The sequence below is a fragment of the Streptomyces wuyuanensis genome (assembly GCF_900103455.1).
Classification (GTDB): domain Bacteria; phylum Actinomycetota; class Actinomycetes; order Streptomycetales; family Streptomycetaceae; genus Streptomyces; species Streptomyces wuyuanensis.
This window is the reverse complement of the sequence record NZ_FNHI01000003.1, coordinates 370924-386514: the sequence shown is the minus strand read 5'-3', so window position 1 is coordinate 386514 and position 15591 is coordinate 370924. Positions and strand designations below refer to the sequence as shown.

General features: G+C 73.6%; 16 protein-coding genes. 13 read left to right on the top strand and 3 right to left on the bottom strand.

Annotation, left to right across the window (positions count from 1 at the left end; translation table 11 throughout):
* Window positions 1-197: 197 nt before the first annotated feature.
* From BLT82_RS07130 to BLT82_RS07120, 3 genes are all read left to right on the top strand, one after another.
* Complete coding sequence (locus BLT82_RS07130) at window positions 198-2537, top strand: FUSC family protein (RefSeq protein WP_093652980.1); 2340 nt, start codon at window positions 198-200, stop codon at window positions 2535-2537.
* A 148-nt stretch (window positions 2538-2685) separates the two neighbouring features.
* Window positions 2686-3573: a universal stress protein gene (locus BLT82_RS07125; protein WP_167745980.1), complete on the top strand. Its 888-nt coding sequence runs from the start codon at window positions 2686-2688 to the stop codon at window positions 3571-3573.
* A gap of 334 nt (window positions 3574-3907) precedes the next feature.
* A complete protein-coding gene (locus BLT82_RS07120) occupies window positions 3908-5980 on the top strand; it encodes a DUF1996 domain-containing protein (RefSeq protein ID WP_093653019.1) in 2073 nt (690 codons plus the stop codon).
* A gap of 93 nt (window positions 5981-6073) precedes the next feature.
* On the opposite strand, the gene BLT82_RS07115 is transcribed toward BLT82_RS07120, so the two are convergent.
* Entirely contained in the window at window positions 6074-6826 is a 753-nt protein-coding gene (locus tag BLT82_RS07115) for a VOC family protein (RefSeq protein WP_093652979.1), read from the bottom strand.
* 438 nt (window positions 6827-7264) lie between these two features.
* Here BLT82_RS07115 and BLT82_RS07110 point away from each other — a divergent pair, with 438 nt between their 5' ends.
* The 7 genes from BLT82_RS07110 to BLT82_RS07080 all read left to right on the top strand — a co-directional run bounded on the left by BLT82_RS07110 (window position 7265) and on the right by BLT82_RS07080 (window position 11541).
* Entirely contained in the window at window positions 7265-8092 is an 828-nt protein-coding gene (locus BLT82_RS07110) for an Fpg/Nei family DNA glycosylase (RefSeq protein ID WP_093652978.1), read from the top strand.
* Window positions 8093-8315: 223 nt separating this feature from the next.
* Window positions 8316-9038, top strand: a complete 723-nt coding sequence (locus BLT82_RS07105; RefSeq protein ID WP_093652977.1) for a nucleotidyltransferase family protein — start codon at window positions 8316-8318, stop codon at window positions 9036-9038.
* Window positions 9035-9298, top strand: coding sequence for a BON domain-containing protein (locus BLT82_RS07100; protein ID WP_093652976.1), 264 nt, complete (start codon window positions 9035-9037; stop codon window positions 9296-9298). Before BLT82_RS07105 ends, BLT82_RS07100 begins: the two co-directional genes overlap by 4 nt.
* On the top strand, window positions 9295-10080 hold the full coding sequence (locus BLT82_RS07095) for a metallophosphoesterase family protein (protein WP_093652975.1): 786 nt from the start codon (window positions 9295-9297) through the stop codon (window positions 10078-10080). Before BLT82_RS07100 ends, BLT82_RS07095 begins: the two co-directional genes overlap by 4 nt.
* Window positions 10077-10364, top strand: a complete 288-nt coding sequence (locus tag BLT82_RS37810; protein ID WP_093652974.1) for a DUF6480 family protein — start codon at window positions 10077-10079, stop codon at window positions 10362-10364. The genes BLT82_RS07095 and BLT82_RS37810 overlap by 4 nt, the downstream gene beginning before the upstream one ends.
* A 223-nt stretch (window positions 10365-10587) precedes the next feature.
* Window positions 10588-10968: a VOC family protein gene (locus tag BLT82_RS07085; RefSeq protein ID WP_208867747.1), complete on the top strand. Its 381-nt coding sequence runs from the start codon at window positions 10588-10590 to the stop codon at window positions 10966-10968.
* A 111-nt stretch (window positions 10969-11079) separates the two neighbouring features.
* Window positions 11080-11541, top strand: coding sequence for an SRPBCC family protein (locus tag BLT82_RS07080; RefSeq protein WP_093652973.1), 462 nt, complete (start codon window positions 11080-11082; stop codon window positions 11539-11541).
* A gap of 229 nt (window positions 11542-11770) precedes the next feature.
* Here the strand turns inward: BLT82_RS07080 and BLT82_RS07075 are convergent, their stop codons facing one another.
* Entirely contained in the window at window positions 11771-13054 is a 1284-nt protein-coding gene (locus BLT82_RS07075; RefSeq protein WP_093652972.1) for a preATP grasp domain-containing protein, read from the bottom strand.
* A 122-nt stretch (window positions 13055-13176) separates the two neighbouring features.
* Here BLT82_RS07075 and BLT82_RS07070 point away from each other — a divergent pair, with 122 nt between their 5' ends.
* Genes BLT82_RS07070 through BLT82_RS07060 form a run of 3 tightly spaced genes read left to right on the top strand, consistent with a single transcriptional unit; the run spans window position 13177 to window position 15091 of the window.
* Window positions 13177-14202 carry an iron-containing redox enzyme family protein gene (locus BLT82_RS07070; protein ID WP_093652971.1) on the top strand — a complete coding sequence of 342 codons (1026 nt, stop codon included), beginning with the start codon at window positions 13177-13179 and terminating at the stop codon, window positions 14200-14202.
* Between the two features lie 57 nt (window positions 14203-14259).
* Window positions 14260-14907, top strand: coding sequence for a HemK2/MTQ2 family protein methyltransferase (locus BLT82_RS07065; RefSeq protein ID WP_244291871.1), 648 nt, complete (start codon window positions 14260-14262; stop codon window positions 14905-14907).
* Entirely contained in the window at window positions 14888-15091 is a 204-nt protein-coding gene (locus tag BLT82_RS07060) for a CDGSH iron-sulfur domain-containing protein (protein WP_093652969.1), read from the top strand. The genes BLT82_RS07065 and BLT82_RS07060 overlap by 20 nt, the downstream gene beginning before the upstream one ends.
* A gap of 55 nt (window positions 15092-15146) precedes the next feature.
* Here BLT82_RS07060 and BLT82_RS07055 read toward each other — a convergent pair whose 3' ends face one another.
* Entirely contained in the window at window positions 15147-15467 is a 321-nt protein-coding gene (locus BLT82_RS07055) for a WhiB family transcriptional regulator (protein WP_093652968.1), read from the bottom strand.
* Window positions 15468-15591 lie beyond the last annotated feature (124 nt).

The window sequence follows — 15591 nt, the reverse complement described above, 5'->3', positions numbered from 1 at the left end:
TGTCCCATGAGCCACCGACAGCGCGCTCCCGCGCCGTCCCGGCGGCCCGGCCGCACAGACCGGTTCCGCGACGGCGGACGGGGCCGATTCACCGTGCCCACCTGGACCGTGGAGCCGCGGTGGTCCTGGTCGGGGCCCTCTCCTGCGCCGGGCGCTTCCGGGGCGAGCATCGGCCGCGGGCCCCGTAGGCTCGTTCTGTGACGTGGCTGCGCGCGCTGAGGGAGATCCTGCGCACCGGTCTGGCGATCGAGCGGAAACGGCTCGAACCCCTGGTCGCGATCCGTGCGGCCGCCGGGGTCGCCATCGTGCTCGGCCTGTCCCTGTGGCTGGTCTCCCCGGCCTACGCCGCGTCCTCCGCGCTCGGCGCGTTCTCGGCCGGCACGGCGACCTTCCAGCGGAGCTGGCGCCCCCGGAAGGTCATCGCGCTCGCCGCGGGCGCCGGTCTGGCCGTCAGCACCTTCCTCGGCTACGTCGCCGCCGGGAACGTCGTCACCTTCCTCCTCCTGCTGGCCCTGTGGTCGTTCCTGGCGGGGATGGCCTGGGCCGCCGGCCCCACGGCGGGCATCGTCTCCACCGCCACCGTCGCCGCCATGCTGGTGACGATCACCCTTCCCGGCAGCCTCGTGCAGGCCGTGGAGCACGCCGTGGTCATCTTCCTCGGCGGTGTCGTACAGGCGACGCTGATCCTGCTGTTCCCCGTCCGCAGATGGGGAGCCCATCGCGACGCCCTCGCCGACGCCTTCGCCGCCGTCGCGGACTACGCCCGCCGACTGCGCCACGACCCCACGGCACCCTTCGACCCGGGGGCGCTGATGACGGCCCGTGAAGCGGCGGCCGTCACCCCGCTGCAGGCGCGGCACCGTCCACCCGCCCTGCACGGCACGCGTGGCCTCGCCGAACGGATCCGCCCCGCCGTCGCCTCCCTCGCCGATCCCGCCCTCGGCGCGCCCGCTGACGGCCCGCAGCGGGATCGTGCCAGGGAACTGCTGGGTGCGGCCGCGGACGTCCTCGACGCCGCCGCCCGGGCGATCCGGCGCGGAACCCGGGCCGAGGTGCCGCCGAGGGTCATGGACGTGCTGCGGATCGCCCCCGCGGGCGCCGCGGACGGGACAGACGCGGTGGACCAGGCGAACCGGCGGCCCGAGGCGGACGGCGCGCCCACGGGCGCCGAGGCCGACGAGGTACTTCGAGGGGCCGCGCGGCAGGCCGCCGTACGGCTCGTCACCCTGCTCCGCGAGGTGCTGGAGGTCGCCGAGTGCGGCGAGCGGCGAGCGGCGCGGGCCGAGGACGGCGAGTCGGCGGAGACCCCCTTCCGGATGCGCCCCACGCTGATCCGGGTGCTGCCCGTCGTCCTGCGCGAGATGCGGCGCGAACTCCGCCCCGACTCCACCGTCCTCCGCCACGCCCTGCGGCTCGCGGTGGTGGCCCCTGTGGGGTATCTGGTGGGCGGCCTGCTCTCCCCGGGCCACGGCTACTGGGTGCCGATCGCCGCCGTACTGGTCATGCGCCCCGACTTCCACCAGACCTACGCCCGTGCCGTCGCCCGGTTCGCCGGCACGCTGGTCGGGGTCGCTCTCGCGACCGGCGTGGTGCAGCTGACCAGCCCCGACGCCTACCTGTCGGGCGGGCTGGCCGTGGTGTCGGCCGCGCTGTCGTACCTGGTGATGCGCACCGGGTACGCGGTTTCGCAGGCCTTCACCGCGGCGTACGTGGTCTTCCTGCTCGGGATGGGCGGCGAGGAGTGGGACCAGACCGTGCCGGACAGGGTGCTCCTCACTCTGCTCGGCGGAATCCTCGCGATGCTGGCCTACCTCGTCTACCCGGCCTGGGAGACCCCGCGGCTGCTCGACCGGCTCGCGGACCGGCTGGCGGCGAACGGCCGGTACGCGGCGGCGGTGGTACGGAGCTACGCGAAACCCTCGGCCCAGGGCTTCGCCGACGTACGGAAAGCCCTGCTCGACAGCAGGGAGGCCGACGCCGACTGGGACGAGGCCTTCGACCGGGCCAAGCAGGAACCGGTGCGGCACAGAGGGCTCAACCGCAGGGAGGCGGAGGACGCCGCGGAGGCCATCAGGGCGCTGGGGCGCGCGGCGATGCTGCTGGAGACCCATCTGCCCACCCGCGACGGACCGCCGGTCCCGGAGGCGGCGCTGTTCGCCGAGGCCGTCGAGGCGGACACCGCACAGGCGGCACGCGACGTACGCGCCCGGAGGAATCCGGAGTGGGACCGGGTGGAGAAGGCACTTGACGCGTGGGAGGGCGACGACGGTGGCGGCGTCCAGGAGCGGGTGGTGCGCCGGGGGGCGGAACTCCAGCTGCGGGCGCTGGAGGACCTGACGACCGCGGTCGACAGGACCCCGCTGGAGCGCGACGTCGACTCGGCCGTGCGGGAGCACCGGGCGCGCGCGGCCGAGGCCGAGAAGGCGGACAGGGCGGGGAAGGACGTTGCTGGGGGGACCGGGCGCTTCGGGCCGCCGTCGGAACCGCGCCGGGAGCGCGACGAGGACACCGCGCCACCACCGGGCAGTCGGTCCTGACGGTGACCGTCGGAGTGCCGCGTCGGTGTGTCGCGTCGATGTGGCGATCCGTGCCGTGTCCGTGCTCCGAGCGGACCCGTCGCTGTGGCGGCGCGAGGCGACCGAGGCGAGCCTTGTATCGAGGACACCCGGTGCGAAAGGCGGCGTCATGGGCGGCCTGGTGGTAGTGGGAGTGGACGGATCTGCATCCGGGCTGGCCGCGGTCGAGGAGGCCGCCAGGGAGGCTCGGTGGCGCGGAGCCGCGCTCCGGGTGGTCCACGCGTTCATCTGGGCCAGGATGCCGGTGCCGCTGGGGCCTTCGCCGTACGGGCCGCCCGCGGGTGGTCTGCGCAACATGGCCGACCGGCTCGTGGCAGAAGGGGTCGAACGGGCCTCGTCCACGGCGCCCGAGGTGGAGGTCGGATCCGCCGTGGTGTCGGGCGAACCGTTGACCGTGCTCGAAGCGGAGTCCCGAGGGGCGGATCTGGTCGTGGTCGGTTCCCGCGGGATGGGCGGCTTCGTCGGGCTCATGGTGGGGTCGACGGCCGTTCACCTGGCCGCGCACGGCCGATGCCCCGTGCTGGTGGTCCGGGAGCCTTCCCATGCCGGCGGTCCCGTTCTGGTGGGGGTCGACGGCTCTCCCGCGAGTGAGGCGGCCGTCGATTTCGCCTTCGCCGAGGCCGCGTTGCGAGGCTCCGGCGTGCTCGCCCTCCACGCCTACACGCCGTGGAACGCCCCGTTGCCTCCGCCGCAGGACCCCTCGATGCCGTACGCGAACCCGCCGGGCGCGGTCACCGCGGCGGAGGAGCGTCTGCTGGCCGAGGCACTGGCGGGCCGGCGGGAGATCTACCCGGGCGTTCCGGTCGAGCACGCGGTCGTACGCGGCGACACCCGGAAGGCCCTGATCGAGGCGAGCGCGTCGGCCCGGATCCTGGCCGTCGGCGCCCGGGGCCGTGGGGGCTTCAAGGGCCTGCTGCTGGGATCGGTGAGCCAGGCCATGCTCCACCACGCACACTGTCCCGTCGCCGTGGTGCGCGGAAGCGGCACCGGCGCCTGAGAGCCCTTCCGCGCACCGGGCCACCGCACCCGGGCACCCGGTCGACCGCACCCCCCCGCACCTGATGCGACCACCAGGCGTCACCTCCCGGCCCGGCATCGCCGAGCGAACGCAGGCGAACCGTCTCCTGCGGCCCTGGCGCCGTGCCGGGCAGACGAGTTGCGGATTGCTTTGAACACTCGGCGGTGCGCGTCCGTATGGAACTCCGCGGGTCCCCCACAGCCGTTCGCGTCCACGCGCGAACCGGCAGAGACGCACAGGAGTTCCATTGAGAAGAAGTGCACGCAGACGCTCAACGGGCGGCAGGAGAGTAGTGGCGGCCTCGATCGCGCTCATGCTGGGCGGCGGTGGGCTGATCGCGGTCAACACCTACGCCTCGGCCGGCGAGGGGTGGGGGCAGTCGCAGAACCAGACCCTCGGAGCCGGTGCCGCCGCGTCCACCATCAAGTGTCCCGAGGTCGCGAACGGGCTCTCGGAGGTGCCGGACGCGGCGCGGCCCGAGGTCGACAAGGAACTGGCCGCGATGGACAGCCAGATCACCGAGGCCTACCAGCGGTTCGCCGAGCAGAAGGAACAGGTCGCACAGGACCCGAAGTTCGCCGAGAACGCGGTCCTCGGTCCGCTGGAGGACAAGCGGACGGCGAGCCTCGACCGTATTTCGACGGCGATCGACCGGGCCGGTGACCGCCCGGAGGGCCTCGAGTCCATGGCGGCCTGCGAGTTGCAGCAGGACGACGCCGACAACGGCGGTCAGGACGGCGGCGACCAGGGTGACGGTCAGGACCAGGGCCAGGACGACGGCGGTCAGGACGGCGGCGACCAGGGCAACGGCAACGGCGGTCAGGCCGGCAACGGCCCGGAGCAGTCCGACTTCGTCGACATCCAGTCCGTCCAGCCGAACGTCAACAACCCGCCCGCTCAGCAGAACGCGTCCCGGGGCACGTTCGCGACCGACTGCGGCGTGAACGAGAACGGCAAGTTCAACCCGGACAACGTGATCGTCGCGCCCGGTGTCGCCAACGGCGCCCACCACATGCACGACTACGTGGGCAACCAGGCCAACGACGCCTTCGCCAGCGACGACGACCTCGCCAACGGGCAGACCACCTGTGTGGACCAGGGCGACAGGTCGACGTACTACTGGCCGGTTCTGCGGCTGCAGAACGGGCAGCAGGAGAACGACGCCAACGCGGACGGCGGCGGCAAGGACCAGAACGTCGGCGAGATCCAGACGCCGTCGCAGGTCACGCTGAACTTCGTGGGCAGCCCGGTGTCCAAGGTGACGGCGATGCCGCGGTTCCTGCGGATCATCACCGGCGACGCCAAGGCGTTCGTCAACGGTGATGCGAACGCGAACGCGTCGTGGAGCTGCACCGGCTTCGAGGACCGCCAGCTGAAGGACAAGTACCCGATCTGCCCCGAGGGCAGCCAGGTGGTGCGGTCGTTCAAGTTCCAGAGCTGCTGGGACGGCCAGAACACCGACAGCGCCAACCACCGCACCCATGTCGCCTTCGCCCAGGACAACGGTGCCTGCCCCAACGGCTTCCAGGCCATTCCGCAGCTCGTGCAGCGCATCGTCTACGACGTGCCGCCGCCGGTCTTCGACGGGGCCAACCCGAGCGTCTTCGCGGTCGACTCCTTCCCGGAGCAGCTGCACAAGCCCGTCACCGACCACGGCGACTTCATCAACGTCTTCGACGAGAACCTGATGGAGGAGCTGGTCGACTGCATCAACGAGGGCCGCGAGTGCGGCCCAGGCGATGCGGGCGCGCCTCCCGCCGACGGCGGCAACGGCGGCGATGACGGCAATGGAGGTGACGGCGGGAACGACGGCAATGGTGGCGGTGGCAACGGGGACAACCCCGGCGACCCCGCACCGCCGAACGACGGTGCCACGGGTGGCCAGGACGCGCCTGACGAGCCGCAGAACCCGGGCGGCGACAACCCGCCGGCCGACGGTGGCGCGGGTGGCCAGGACGCACCCGGTGCCCCCGGAGGGGACGACAAGCCCGGCGCGGCCGCCGGTGCGGGTCAGGACGGTTCGGGCCAGGAGGGTTCCGGCGCCGGTGACGACGGCTCCGGGGAGCAGAACGCCCCGAACGCGCCCGAAGGCGGCGGTGAGGTGAAGGAGCCCGAGGTCCTGGCCGGTTCGTCGGCCGGGTCGAACGGCTCGGCGCAGGCCGGTACGGGCAACGGGAAGCCCGCCGCCCAGGCGACGGAGGACGCGGGCGAGAACGCGCCCGAGCCCAACGGCGACAGCCGGCCCGTGGCGGCCGGTCAGGGTGGCAGTCTCGCCGAGACGGGTGCGCAGCTGTGGCCGTCCGCGGCCGGAGCCGTACTGCTCGTCGCGGGTGTCCTGCTGTTGCGTTCGCGACGTCCGCAGCCTGCGGCGGCCCGCCGTCGCTGACGCGGACCCGCACACAGGTCCCGGCCGGTCCCGTTTCCACGGGGCCGGCCGGATCCGTGTGGGTGGTCGGCGGGCGTCCGCCGGGCAGCGGGCTCAGTCCCGGGGGGCGAGCGCCGGGTCAGGATCGTTCGACGTCACGGTGAACAGACCGCCGTCGGGATCGCGGAGAGTCACCCAGTCCTCCGTACCGGACGGGTCGGCCGGCCCGACGACCCGGCCGCCGTGCCCGACGGCCGTCCGTACGGCGAAGTCCACGTCGGGCACGTAGAAGTACACGTGCCAGCGAGGGCGGATGTGCGGGTCGGGGGCTTCGCCGACCGCGCCGCCGGTGATCCGGGCGACCGCGTCCCCCTGGTGGCGCAGGACGACGTGGTCGTCCTCGTAGGCCACTTGGCAGCAACCGGGCTGCGCGCAGGCCCAGTCCAGCACCTCGGCGTAGAAGATCGCCGCTTCGAAGGCGTCGCGTGTGCGCAGTTCCAGCCAGGCCGGGGCCTTGTCGGTGCCCATGCTCCAGTCGGGGATGGCCTTGCCCTGCCAGATGCCGAACACGGCGCCGTCGCGGTCCGCGGCCAGTGCCGCCCGGCCGGTGCCGAAGCTGAGCGGGCCCACCGCGACGGTGGCGCTTCGCTCGTGGATCCGGGCCGCGGTCGCGTCCGCGTCGTCCACCGCGAAGTAGGGCGTCCACGCCACGGCGACCGCGAGGCTGTCCGCCAGCGCCCCGATGCCGGCGACGGGGGTGCCGTCCAGGAAGCCGACGGAGAACTCCTCGCCGAGTCTCGTGGGACGGAACGCCCAACCCAGCACCTGTGAGTAGAACTCCTCCGCCGCCGGCAGATCACGAGCCATGAGGCTCACCCAGCACGGAGCGCCGAACAGCGCATGACTTGACGTAGACACGACATCCGCCAATCTCCACGTCGCGCGAGCCTGGACACGCGAGACCGGAGTTCTCACGCTACTCCGCTCGTCCGGTCCTCGCCGGACCGTGTCACTCCGAGTGACCGGGGCGCATACGGCCGTGAGGTCCGGCCGCGAAAGGGCGCGCGGTGCCGGCCGGTCCCCGTGGGCACGCGCAGTGCGTGGGAAGCACCCGTGCGGGTACCCGGGCGAAGGTACGGCGCCCGCTCGGACCGGAGCGCGACGGGGCCCCGGTTGGACGTTCCGCCGAACGAAGCCGAACAGACTCCGAATCGAGCCGGCGAATCGAGCCGTTGGATCAAGGCCCGGGTCGGAGACCGGACCCGGGCGCGGAGCCGGAGGCCGATCGACATTCCGGAGGTGGGCATGCCCGAGCTGCCGGACGTCGAGGGGTTCCGCGAGGTGCTGAGCTCCTGCGGCGGCGGTCGAAGGGTGACGAACGTCGAGGTGCGGGACCCCGGGGTGCTTCGCGGGGTCACCGTGCGGCGGCTGCGGAACGAGGTCGTGGGGGAGCGGTTCGGGGAGCCCCGGCGCCACGGCAAGTGGCTGATCGCCCCCATGGACGACGGGCCCGTGCTCGTCTGGCACTTCGGCATGACGGGAGCCCTGGTGTGCGCCTGCGCGGACGAGCCCCCCGACCCGCACGACCGTGTCGTGCTCACGCTGGACGACGAACGGCAGCTGCGCTACCGCGACCAGCGCAAGCTCCAGGGTGTCCAGCTCGCCGGGAACGAGGCGGCCGTAGGGCACATCCTCGCCGACCTCGGCCCCGACGCCCTGGCCGTTTCCGGTGAGGACTTCCGAAGGCTGCTCGACGGACGGCGGGGTGCCGTGAAGAACGTACTGATGGACCAGTCCGCTCTCGCCGGTCTGGGCAATCTGCTGAGCGACGAGATCCTGTGGCGAGCGGGCGTGGCCCCGGACAGGGCCGCCCGAGAGTTGAGCGCGGCGGAGGTCCGGGAACTCCACACGGCCATGCGCAGGGTCCTCGCGTCGTCCGTGCGGGCCGCACGCGTACCTCCCAGGCGCAGCTGGCTGACCGGCCGGCGGGACGACCCCGACCCCCGCTGCCCGCGCTGCGAGGGACGGCTGCGCTCCCGCCGCTTCTCGGGCCGCCGCACCCTGTGGTGCCCGCGCTGCCAGAGCCGGCCCCCAGGGGCGGACCGCGATGTTCATCCCGGGAAAGGCGGGTAGGCGCGCTGCATGGCGGGACCGCCGTCACGGCCGGTGCCGTGCGCGCCACCGCGCGCTGGAGCGTCCCACGGCCCGGAGCGGGCGTGAGCCGAGCGCGGTGGGTTCGTGGCGGGGCCGGGAGCTGCTCGCAGGGAATCGGGCCGGGGCGGTCGGACACCGTGCTGACGGGTGAGCAGGGTGCCGGCGGATCATCGACGGATCATCGGCAGGACGGAGAGCCGACATGGACCAGGCGACGGGGAACCGGAGCGGCGGCCGCCGGCTGCACCTCGCCGGTACGGGCGACGCCCCACCGGGCGCCGGAGCCGCCCCTCCCGGTGGTGAAGCCGGCGCCGCCGGGCCGCCGTCCGGTCCGGCCCGGGCGCTGCCCGAGGACCACACCCAGGCCATCCTGGAGACGACGAAGCACGTGGCAGCCCTGCTGAAGGCGTCGGGACATCCCTTCGCGCTGGCCGGGAGCGTCGCCGCGCACGCCCACGGCGTACCGGCGGGTTTCCAGCACGACACGGACTTCTGCATCCGTCGGGAGGACGTCGACGGAGTGGTCGAGGCGCTGCGGGACGGCGGTGTGGAGATCGTCTCCGCCCCCGAGGACTGGCTGGTCAAGGCCAGGTCGGGCGGCGAGGAGATCGACCTGATCTTCGAACTCGCCGGAGGCCCCGTCACCGACGCCATGCTGGAGCGCGCGCCCGTGCTGGCCGTCGACTCGGTCCGGATGCCGGTCCTGGCCCCGTACGACCTGCTCAGCAGCCTGCTCGCGGCCCTGTCCGAGCACCACTGCGACTTCGCGCCGCTGCTGACGATCGCGCGCACCCTGCGGGAGCTCATCGACTGGGACGCCCTGCGGGCGGAACACGAGGACGACCCGCTGCCGGACGCGTTCCTGTACCTGCTGGAGCGCCTCGGAGTCATCGAAGCCCGGGAACCGAGGGAGGCAGGCCCGTGAAGCCGACCGACACCGGAGAGGGTGCCTACCGCGTCGCGCGCATCCGAGAGCGCCTGGCCGGGGACGACATCGCCGAACTGGGCGTCCGCGTCGAGGAACGCGGCGGCGCCGTGCTGCTGACCGGCACCGTCTCCTCGCCGGAGCAACGCGACGAGATCCTGCGCGCCGTCCAGGACGAAGTGGGCGCCGACACTCCCGTACGTTCCGACCTCGTGGTCGCCTCCACCGCCGCGCCCGACGTCCACGAGGAGCTGCCATGATCCGGATCGCGGCCGTCGGCGACATCCATCTGGGCGAGGACGGCAGGGGCAGGCTGCGCCCGGCCTTCGAAACCCTCCCCGACTGCGCGGACGTCTTTCTGCTCGCGGGGGACCTCACCCGCCACGGCACCGTGTCCGAGGCCGAGGTCGTCGCCGCCGAAGTGGCGGGGTTGCCCGTGCCGGTCGTGGGCGTCCTCGGCAACCACGACTACCACAGTGACCAGGAGGAGGAGATCGCGGCCGTGCTCGGCGACGCCGGGGTCACCGTCCTGGAGGGCGACTCCACCGTCCTCGACATCGACGGCACGAAGGTCGGCGTCGCAGGCACGAAGGGCTTCTGCGGCGGTTACGCGGGACGCAGCGCGGGCGAGTTCGGTGAGCCGCTGATGAAGGAGTTCGTCCGCTACACCCGGCGCTGCGCGACCGGCCTGCGACGTTCGCTGGAGAACCTGGCCGCGGACGGCAGCGATGTGCGCATCGCCCTGACGCACTTCTCGCCCGTCCCCGACACCCTCGCCGGGGAGCCGTCCGAGATCTATCCGTTCCTCGGGAGCTACCTGCTGGCGGAGGCGGTCGACGCGGGCGGCGCGGACCTGGCCGTGCACGGCCACGCGCACCTCGGAGTCGAGCACGGCATGACGGACGGCGGCGTGCGGGTGCGCAACGTGGCGCAGCCCGTGATCGGGCGCGCGTTCGCCGTCTACGACCTCCAGGTGCCGGAACGGACCCGGCCCGGCGGCGGACCCATGGACCTCGAGAAGCCGGGCAGTCGCCGGACATGACGGTGAACAGCCCCGAACCTGATCCGCGTACCGCCCCCGGCCCGGCGCCGGGAGTCCCGGTAGCGCCAGGCGGAACCCGGCCCGACGGGTCGGGCGCCTCCTCGCGCCGATCGACGGGCCACTCGGACCCGGGCCGGCGGGAGAACCGCCCGGGCCGCCCACCCCAGCCGAGCCCCCCGACGCGTCCGCGAGGCTGGGCCGAGGGCCCGCTGGTGGCCGTCTGCGCGCTCGTGCTGCTGGTCGCGGCCTTCTTCCTGGCGTATGCACTCGTCCTGATGCTCTGACCCACGGGCACGGGCGCTTCCGTGCCCCGCCCGATCGACTCCTGCCGGCCTGAGCGTTTCCGGGGCGGCCCGGGCGCTACCGCGCCGGGGCCCGAGTGTCTCCGTGCCGGCCCGGCGCCCGGGTCCGCACCGCCACCCCGCTGTTCGAACATGTCGCCCCGGACTGGGCGTTGACATCCGGGGTACCCGGCGTACCCGTGAAGTCCTGCGAAGGGGAGGGGAAATGGCGGTTCCCAAGACGGCGATGCTCGCCCTCGACTGCGCCGAGCCGGAGGCGCTGGCGGAGTTCTACGCGGCGCTGCTCGGCGCCGAGGTGCGAAGGACGTCCGACCCCGATCTCATCGAGGTCGTCGGCCAGGACGGTTCCGTGCTGGGCTTCCAGCGCGATCACGGGCTGGCGCCCCCGAGCTGGCCCCGCCCGGAGGACGCCCAGCAGGCCCATCTGCTGATCCTGCTGCCCCCGGGGGATCTGGACGAGGCGGAGCGCGAGGCCGTGAGTCTCGGGGCCACCCCGATGGACGTGACCGACCGGGGCACCCCGCGCGAGGCGCGGCTGCTGTCCGACCCGGCAGGCCACTCCTTCCTGCTCAGGGCCCGCAAGTAGCCCCGGACGCGGTGGCGGAGGCGGTAATTCCGCCGGTACGGGGTATGCGTCGGACGTGCCCGTCCGTGCGGCGGACCACCACCCGCGCGATCGGCGAGAGGAGCCGCAGCCATGAGCACGGTCAGGGAAGCCGTCGAGGTCGACGTCCCCGTCAGCACCGCGTACAACCAGTGGACGCAGTTCGAGGAGTTCCCCAACTTCATGGAGGGCGTCGAGGAGGTGAGGCAGCTGGACGACCGGCACAACCACTGGACCACCAGGATCGGCGGCGTCCACCGGGAGTTCGACACGGAGATCGTCGACCAGCTTCCGGACGAGCGCATCACCTGGCGCACCACCGGCGGCGACACCAGGCAGAAGGGCACGGTCAGCTTCCAGCGCCTGGACGACACGCACACCCGTGTGGAGCTGGTGATGGACGTCGAGCCGACCGGAGCCGCCGAGAAGACCGCGGCCATGACCGGCCTGATCGACCGGCGGGTGAAGGACGACATGCGGCGCTTCAAGGACTTCATCGAGAGCCGGGGTGACGAGTCGGGCGCCTGGCGCGGACGCATCCGGCCCACCACCTGACCGCCGGCGCTGCGGTCGGCCGACGGCCCCGGGCCCTGCACGACACGATCGGCGCAGGGCACAGTCACTGCCCGGCACGGGCTGCGCGCCTGGCTCCCGCTCCGTCCGGACGCGGCCTCCGCGGGCTCGGCTTCTCCTGCTCCGTCCGGACGCGGCCTCCGCGCGCGATCGCCCGAATCGCGTCCCAGGTCGGCTCCGGGTGTTCCGCGCGTGTTGTCCGGCGGCGCGCTCACCGCTCGCCGGAAGACGGCGGGAAGGCCAGAGCGCGTGCCAGGGCCGTCTCGATCTCCGCGACCCTCGTGTGCCCGGGGCCGATCACCGCGTAGCGCCACGACCGGCCGTCGGCCGGGGCGTCCCCGTAGAGGACCACCCCTTCGCCCCTGCCGGGACTCCAGGCCAGCCCTTCGGCCCGCAGCTGCCGCAGGGTGTCCGCGAAGCCTCGGGCCGCCGGCGTGCGCCCCGAGGCGACCAGCCAGGCGCGGTCCTCGAACCCGGCCGCACGGGCCAGACGCTCGACCATCGCCTGCGGGGTGGTGGTGGCGGTCCGACGGACGTTGCTCTCGGTCGCGTACAGCGTGCCGTCCGTGGCGACGACCGCGTCGAGCCCGTACGGGCCCGCGTAGCCCCGGGCCGCCAGATACGCCCCGAGGGCTGTGCCCCAGCGCTCGAGCTCGCGTACGGTCCGTCGCGCGACGCCGTGGAGCGGCGACACATAGCCGGTGTACGACCCGGCCGCGGTGCGCATCTCCCCGCTGTGCACCACCCGGGTCGCCGACCCCGGACCGGTGATCAGCTGGACGCTGACGGACCGCGCGACGTCCAGGCACCGCTCCACCACCCAGGTGCCCGAGGTCCCGTTGCCGATCGGGCCGGGAGCGGGGTCGGCGCGGGACAGGAACGTGAGCCCGCAGCCGCCCGCCGAGCGGTCCGGTTTGACCACCACCCGCTCGTACCGGCCGAGCATCGCCCGCACCGTCGCCGTCAGCCCTCCGCCCGGGCAGACCCGCCCGGGCGGAACCCGGATGCCCAGCTCCCCGGCGACGGCGCGGAACCCGGCCTTCGTGTTGAGCCGGTACGCCGTGTCCACGGCGCTCGCCGTCACCCCGGCCGGGCCGTACGGGGCCACTCGCAGACCCAGCCGCGCCGCGAGAGCGACCGTGGCCCTGTCCAGCGCGACCGGCAGCAGCCGAGCGCCCTGACGTTCGGCGGCGAGGGCACCGAGGCGCTCCGTCAGCCCGGCCCGTTCGACGGCGTCCGCCATGGTCATCCCGGGCAGCTGCGGCACCGTGACCACGGTGACGGACCCGTCCGGGACGTCGAGCAACTCGCAGGCGTGGGCCAGGAACTCCGGACCCGGCGGGACGGGGGTGACCAGCACATCGCCGGGCCGTATGAGCCAGACCTTCCGCGGGGCCTGCTCGGCCCAGTGCTCCAGGACGCCGCGGGCCGGCAGGTCCACGGCCAGGTCCGAGAAGAAGTTGGCCCAGATGATCAGCGGGGCGGAGTGCTCCACGCCGCGATGCCTACCCGGAGGGGCCTGCCGCCTACCCGGCCGGAGGAGCGCAGGCGGGCCCCAGGGAGAACAGGCGGGCGGATCCGAGGAGCGAAGACGGGGACAGTGGGTACACGTGAGTCATGAGTGACACAGCGACCGACCTCCGGGCGCCGGCGCTGCCGAAGCCGCGGGGCGCGCTCTCCGAGGCGGTCGCCGGCCGCCTCACCGAGGGAACGCCGCTTCCCGCGGCCCCGGTCGCGACCATGGCGGACCCCTACGGCGACGATCTCCAGCTCGCCCTCTACCTCTGCTACGAACTGCACTACCGCGGCTTCGCCGGAGTCGACCCCGACCTGGAGTGGGATCCGGATCTGCTCGGCCTGCGGCGAGTCCTGGAGAGCCGGTTCCTGACGGCCCTGCGCAGGGACGCCCCGCGTCACCGGACCGTGGACGAGGCCGTGGCGGGGCTGCTGGTCGAACCGGTCCACGGCGCCTCGGTGTCGCACTACCTGCGGCGCGAGGGAGAGCTGTGGCAGTTGAGGGAACTCGCGGCCCAGCGGTCCCTGTACCACCTCAAGGAGGCCGACCCCCACGCCTGGGTGCTGCCGAGGCTGTGGGGCCGGGCGAAGGCAGGGATGGCCGCCGTGGAGTTCGACGAGTACGGCGGCGGCCGGGCGGACCGGATCCACGCCCGGCTCTTCGCGGCCCTCATGGCCGACCTGGGACTGGACACCGCGTACGGCCGCTACCTCGACCCGGCGCCGGCCCCGATGCTGGCGGTGGTGAACCTCATGTCGCTGTTCGGTCTGCACCGCGCGCTCCGCGGCTGCCTGGTGGGCCACTTCGCCACCGTCGAGATCACCTCCTCGCCGGCGTCGCGGCGGATGGCCGAGGCGATGCGCCGCACCGGGGCCGGCCCGGCGGCCGAGTTCTTCTACGACGAGCACGTCGAGGCGGACGCGGTCCACGAGCAGGTGGTGCGGCGCGAGGTCATCGCGGGCCTCCTCGACGAGGAGCCGTCGCTGGAGGCGGATGTCGCGTTCGGCATCGATGCGACCGTGCACCTGGACGAGCGGCTGGAGCACCATCTGCTCGCCGCCTGGCGGGACGGACGTACCTCGCTCAGGGGCGACGGTCTCGCCGTCCCAGCTGGTCAGGGGCACTGAGAACGAGGGCGAACACGCGTCGATGATTGGGTGGATATGGCGGGGTATGCGTCTTATGTGACGCTCATCACCTTGCCCGGTGTGTACGCACCGCAGCACGACACGGACCTCCTCGCCGGGGCACTGCGCCGCGAGGCGCTGCCGCCGAGGGCCCGGGTTCTCGACGTGGGCACCGGGACCGGCGCCCTGGCGGTCGCGGCGGCGAAGCGCGGCGCCAGTGTCGTCGCCGTGGACATCTCCCGGCCGGCGGTGTGGACGGCGCGGCTCAACGCCCTGCTGGCCAGGACGCCGGTGCGGGTGATCCGCGGTGATCTGACCGCCCCCGTCGCGGGCCGCACCTTCGACCTCGTCGTCGCCAACCCGCCGTACGTACCCAGCCCGGGTCCGCCGGCCCGGGGCGCCGCGCGCGCCTGGGACGCCGGGCACGACGGACGACTCGTCCTGAACCGGATCTGCCGCGAGGTGCCCCGGCTGCTGCGGCCGGGCGGGGTGCTGCTCGTCGTGCACTCGGCGCTGAGCGGGGAGGAGTCCACACTGGCCCGGCTTCGGTCGTCCGGACTCAAGGCCGAGATCACGGACCGCCGTCAGGTGGCTCTGGGCCCCGTTCTGCGGTCGAGGCGATCCTGGCTGTGCAGCCGGGGCCTGCTGAGTCCGGGCGGTCAGAAGGAAGAACTGGTGGTCATCCGTGCCGAACGAACCCGCTGAGAAGCCGCGTCGCATCACCGTGCGGACCGACGGGCCCGTGCTCGTCGAGGGACCGGTCGAGATCGTCCTGGAGGACGGGACCGTCGTCTCCTCGGACCGCTTCTGCGTGGCCCTGTGCACCTGCCGGAGGAGCCTTCGCTTCCCCTGGTGCGACACCAGTCACCGGCGGCGCGCCCGCGACTGAGCGAGGCGGTCGCGCCCGCTTCCGGCAGAGGGCACGGGCCGGCCGGTGCGCGGGCTCAGGCCGCCGGACGGCACACCGCGTCCCGGTCGTCCCGCTCCTCGCGGGCCGGGCCGAGCAGAGTCCGCAGTTCGTGCTCGCCGAGCCCGCCCCATACGCCGAACCGCTCACGGGTCTCCAGCGCGTGGCTGAGGCAGGCCGCGCGCACCGGGCACCCGCCGCACACGCGCTTGGCCTTCTTCTCCCGCTCGTCCCGCGCCTCGCCGCGTTCGTTGGGCGGGTGGAAGAACAGGCTGCTGTCGGCGCCCCGGCAGGCTGCCCGGAGCTGCCAGTCCCAGTGGTGGTGCGCGGCGCCGGGCAGGCGCGACACATCCGTCATCGGACGTCCTTTCCCTCGGGTGTCGTACCCGGGTACCCCGCGCCCGTCGCGCCAAGCGGAGCGCCGTGCGCACCGCTTGCGGCCCGGCGCCTGCTCGCTTCGGCAGGCGGGACGCGCCGGTGCG